Source organism: uncultured Umboniibacter sp. (assembly GCF_947497555.1).
Classification (GTDB): Bacteria; Pseudomonadota; Gammaproteobacteria; order Pseudomonadales; family DSM-25080; genus Umboniibacter.
Genome location: NZ_CANMGY010000020.1, coordinates 1 through 4,382 on the forward strand (window position 1 = coordinate 1; position 4,382 = coordinate 4,382).

At 49.8% G+C, this 4,382-nt stretch carries 4 protein-coding genes and 1 tRNA gene; 1 reads left to right on the forward strand and 4 read right to left on the reverse strand.

Translation table 11 applies throughout. From position 1 onward, the window contains the following. Nucleotides 1-279: 279 nt before the first annotated feature. Nucleotides 280-1,653, reverse strand: a complete 1,374-nt coding sequence (locus Q0698_RS13170; RefSeq protein WP_298637151.1) for a carboxylesterase family protein — start codon at nt 1,651-1,653, stop codon at nt 280-282. 243 nt (nt 1,654-1,896) lie between these two features. Here Q0698_RS13170 and Q0698_RS13175 point away from each other — a divergent pair. Continuing rightward, nucleotides 1,897-1,973 (forward strand) — tRNA-Arg (locus tag Q0698_RS13175). 102 nt (nt 1,974-2,075) lie between these two features. On the opposite strand, the gene Q0698_RS13180 is transcribed toward Q0698_RS13175, so the two are convergent. The 3 genes from Q0698_RS13180 to Q0698_RS13190 all read right to left on the reverse strand — a co-directional run. Further along, nucleotides 2,076-2,219 carry a hypothetical protein gene (locus Q0698_RS13180; protein WP_298637152.1) on the reverse strand — a complete coding sequence of 48 codons (144 nt, stop codon included), beginning with the start codon at nt 2,217-2,219 and terminating at the stop codon, nt 2,076-2,078. A gap of 46 nt (nt 2,220-2,265) precedes the next feature. Further along, nucleotides 2,266-2,931: a hypothetical protein gene (locus Q0698_RS13185; RefSeq protein ID WP_298637153.1), complete on the reverse strand. Its 666-nt coding sequence runs from the start codon at nt 2,929-2,931 to the stop codon at nt 2,266-2,268. Then, nucleotides 2,907-4,382 (reverse strand): RHS repeat-associated core domain-containing protein (locus tag Q0698_RS13190; RefSeq protein WP_298637154.1); only part of this gene is annotated, 1,476 nt, incomplete at its 5' end. The genes Q0698_RS13190 and Q0698_RS13185, both read right to left, overlap by 25 nt.

Below are 4,382 nucleotides of genomic sequence, written 5' to 3' on the forward strand. Positions count from 1 at the left end.
ACTCAATGTAAAGGTGATTTTTTAAGGCGATTCGCCTAGGTGAAATTACACGCGATACGGCAGCTCTTAGCCAAAACTTCTGACTAGCGACGGGTTACCGCCGTCAAGCAAGGAAATGGATAATAGGCGCATATTGAGCGGATAGCAACCTCGAAAAACTCGATTTACTATAATTACTTACGAGCGATTGCTTGGCATGCGAGCTACCCCCTATAAAGGCGGCGAAACACTGATTAAAGATTGATCAGAAGTCGAATTTATAGCGATTCAACTCGGTACTTACCCACCAATTAGTGCATTACGAAGCATCGACATACGTTCGGTATGCTTAGCCACGTCATTCAACGCGCCAATATGATGAAGCTTAATAGCTCGCTCAGGCAACTCAACCGGGCTTCCAACGCTGGGTAGCTCACCCGTAATGATGAATTCAATCCACGAGTCGCCCAGCTCATTGCCAACGGGGTCGCCACCAGCGGGTTGCGGCCAGCCTCCGTCATAACCCATCAACAGCGGTAGTTCGATGCCATGCGGCGCACCAGGAAGATTACTGCGAAGCAAACTTGGCAGGTAATCAAAGTAATAGTGATACGTGGGTAAATTGGCGTTCGCATGAGCTTCGGCCATTTCCCAACCAGATAGCGCGTAGCGGAGCTCGCCAAACATCATGGTAAAGGCTAACTCTTGGCTGCCAAAATCTGCTAGGTAACGCTGGTAAGCAGGCATCGCAGCTTCACCGAGAAGCGCAAAGACACTTTCAGGCGTCAGGCCAGCGGCGGGGAATACGCTACCATCGTAGCTATTCGCGCCAATAATAAGTGGGACTTGCTGCTGTTTACCCTCATTAAAGGCGGTCGCTGGAGTCATCGGTAGGTATTCATCGCCGTAGTAAGGTACAAGGAACCCTGTTACCGCATTAACCAGTTGCTCGGTTGACATATCAGCGTGAGGTTCCGACCCTAGGAGGTCAATCACCTCAGCCGAAGCCGATTCTCCTAGTTTAGCCATTGGCCATGTACCATAGCCACTTTGAGATATAGCGCGAGCAAACAACCCTTGAGATGCTGGACTCGCGAGCAGCATCTGCACGGCCATACCGCCGGCCGATTCGCCACCGATAGTCACCTTGTTAGCATCACCACCAAACACCTCTATATTCTGCTGCGTCCAGCGAAGGGCAGTTTGCATATCCGTCAAACTAAAGCCGCCACTAAACTCCTGCGAATCAATATTGCCCAGAAGACCTAGACGATAGTTAGGGCTGATAAAGATAATCCCAGCATCGGTAAATCGCTTACTACGATCAATCCAATCATTGCCGCTCCCTCCGGTAAAGCCACCGCCGTGGAACCACATCAGTACTGGCGCATCTGCGGAAACATTCTCCGGAACGGCGATATTTAGAAATAGGCAGCGCTCTTCACCCTGAATAACGCCATCATTACCCAGCTTTTGCGGACAGCGGGCGCCAAAAGTGCGGTAGCTGCCATGCTCGTCGAAGCTTAGTAGTTCCGCTCTTTCCCAACGTTTGGCCTCAGCGAATTCCACGCCGAGGTAAAAGGTAGCACCCTCTTTATCCAGGCCAGTGGGCGATGCTTCTGCAAGCGAATGATTGATCATTAAAAGTAGAACGGTCGTAATTCGCAGAAACATGATGGTTACCTTTTAGCTGTACTTAACTTAATAGTATTGGGGAAAGAGTGTATGAAAATTATGATCGAATCACTAGCGTGAAGTAATTTCGGCGGGTGCTCAAGGAACAAACGAGGCATTAGCGTGCCACAGTAATTGCCAACTTCGGGTGGACAGCTCTCTCGTTGTCAGCGATAATCGCCGGCGCTTCGCAACTGATTTAAAGAGTTTGCTCTACAATCAATTTCAGTGAGGCGAAATTACCCGCTCGTAGCTCAGCTGGATAGAGTGACGCCCTCCGAAGGCGTAGGTCGCGCGTTCGAATCGCGCCGAGCGGGCCATATTTATCCTGCCAACTTAGTGCTCCTCCTTAGAAGCCGCTAACTAGCCATCCGTGTACATTGGACGACAATTGGTGACGCTCTCAGAGACTCATGAGCAAATTATCTCGGAGGTTGAGTTAACTTGCCAGTACCCACCCGATGGGTGCCCGACGCATAGGTGTAGCTGCCCATTCCCGTTTTACTGGTGATGTTGCCGTGACCGTCGTAGCTAAACGTCTCCGCGTGGGACAGATCGCCCGACACCGCCGCATTCGTCACGCGGTTGAGGAATTACATTAGTTGTAGAATCTCAGACCTCACTCGCCCAGCTAAAAATGTATTGATGTCCATCAAAATATACCTTAAGAGTCCCTAGCTCTTCGAATCTATCGTTTCTAAGTCGCAATCGTTCACTATAGAATTCAACTTCAACTGGCATTGCTGGGTTATTACTTGTTAAAACAGCATCCGACGGACGCGTATCAATCGTGACATACCTCACGCTCTGAAGTTCGGCTCGATTTTGATTCGACATCCACAACAAAACCTCTTGATAAAGCGCCTCTCCAGAACGAAGAGGATAGCTTTCCGGCAATAGAAGCGCCGTTTCGATTCTGCCATCACATCCATTCTCAGCGTTGAACACGGCATACGATAGCGCTCGTGTCATCAATCGAAAACCACGGTACTCGATAACTTCGTCCTGGTAATTACCGTCGTATGTAATATCATATAGCGAGTGACAGAAGTCGTGACCTTTGACTTCAACGCCATAAGAAAAGCTGAGTAAATTACATCCAATATAGTGAACGCAATAAACATCAACCTTATCTTCGTCCCAGTATTTAACTAGTGTTTCCCGATTGGATTCAAAATACTCAAACATCGAACGCTTATTTTGATCTGCATCCGCTCCAGACGAAAACCCCACTGCAATGACTAAACAAAAAATTAAAAGCGGCTGTACGCATCCCATATCCACTGTGCCTCCCTTCCGTTTGAATTAAACGTTCTCCCAATTTGATAGGGAGACATTAGCCCACCGGGGTTATCGTTCGCGTTGACGAAGCCTAACGCATGACCATATTCATGAGCTAATGTATTTTTGTATGGGTCGCTAAAACCAAACGCGATCGTCCCGATTTTGGTCCCGCCACCATGTGGCAAGAACGAAGCAATTATCGGATTATCTGTGAATCCTGGATGATTAGCCACAAGCCGAATATCACCAAGCCCCGGCGGCGCGGCCGTTAGATCCACGACAATACGCATCTTAATCTGCGTTCCATCAGCCGCTGCGACGGTATACAGCCCATCATATTCCGATTTAACTTGAGCGATAAAATCTTCGGGAGTTATCCCATGCGGGTTGAGATTACGTACTCTGCCGAGATCCAAATGGCCGTCACTAACAGTGCCGGTGAAACGGATTTCATATGTATCGCCGTCACGCGTAACACTCACGAACTCCGAGCTAATACGATTACGTGTTTTAATCTTAAGTGCCTCGGATTGGTCACCTTCGTCACCCACACTGTGATTCGATTGTGAATTCAACCCCATCGTCACCAACGCCTGCAACCCAACGGTCATAAACCCATTCGCAAACTTCCCGCCACTGATCTTCGAGACCGTGCCTCCGACAAGACCAGATATCATGGTACGCGCTGCGAACTCAACTTTCGTGCTTGCCCACGTAATCTTGCTAGACAACCCGCCGGCCATCGACGAGAAGCCTGCAGCCAAAAATCCAGTCGCAAATTTACCGCCTTGCAAATCAGCTAGTACGCCACCTGCTACCGCGTTAGAGAGCCAGAAACTTCCACTAGTCGCCGCTTTAGCTGCCGTTTCCCAACCCCCTACAACACCTATACCGGAAAAGACCAACCCTGAAAGCGCACCCCATGCGGCGCCTTCCAAGGTTCCTGTCGCGATGTAGCCACTCCAAAAACCAATCTGAGCGGCGGCAAAAGCACCCTGCCAACTCATCGCGGCAACACCCGCGACACCGAAAGTTAGATAGGACATAACCGCTGCATACACTATCGCCAACACCGGCCGCAACTCACACGGAATGTGACCACTCGGATCCGTCGCGTTCAGCGGATTGTTCATCACATAACTGTAACGGTTGTACGCTTGCAGGTTATTCGCATCCGGCACAAACGTATCCGCACTTAAGAACCTGCCCAGGTTCGCATCGTACACCCGACCGTTCATGTGGATTAACTCCACTTCGTCGAGTTGTTCGTGACTCGTGTAACCGCGGTTCGTTCGTGCTTGGGTTACGAGATCCAAGCTGTTCAAACCATTCTGCGCGCTACCCGTGGTCGTGAGCTTCTTATTCCATTGTTCGTGATGACGACGCTTACCAAAGCTATCAAAGCTCATCTGCTCAACCACTTGCCCGTCAGCGCCGGTGATCAC

Excerpts from the sequence above, each read along its gene's own strand:
- Q0698_RS13170 (WP_298637151.1), bottom strand. The coding sequence starts at position 1,653 with ATGTTTCTGCGAATTACGACCGTTCTACTTTTAATGATCAATCATTCG.
- Q0698_RS13185 (WP_298637153.1), bottom strand. The coding sequence starts at position 2,931 with ATGGGATGCGTACAGCCGCTTTTAATTTTTTGTTTAGTCATTGCAGTG.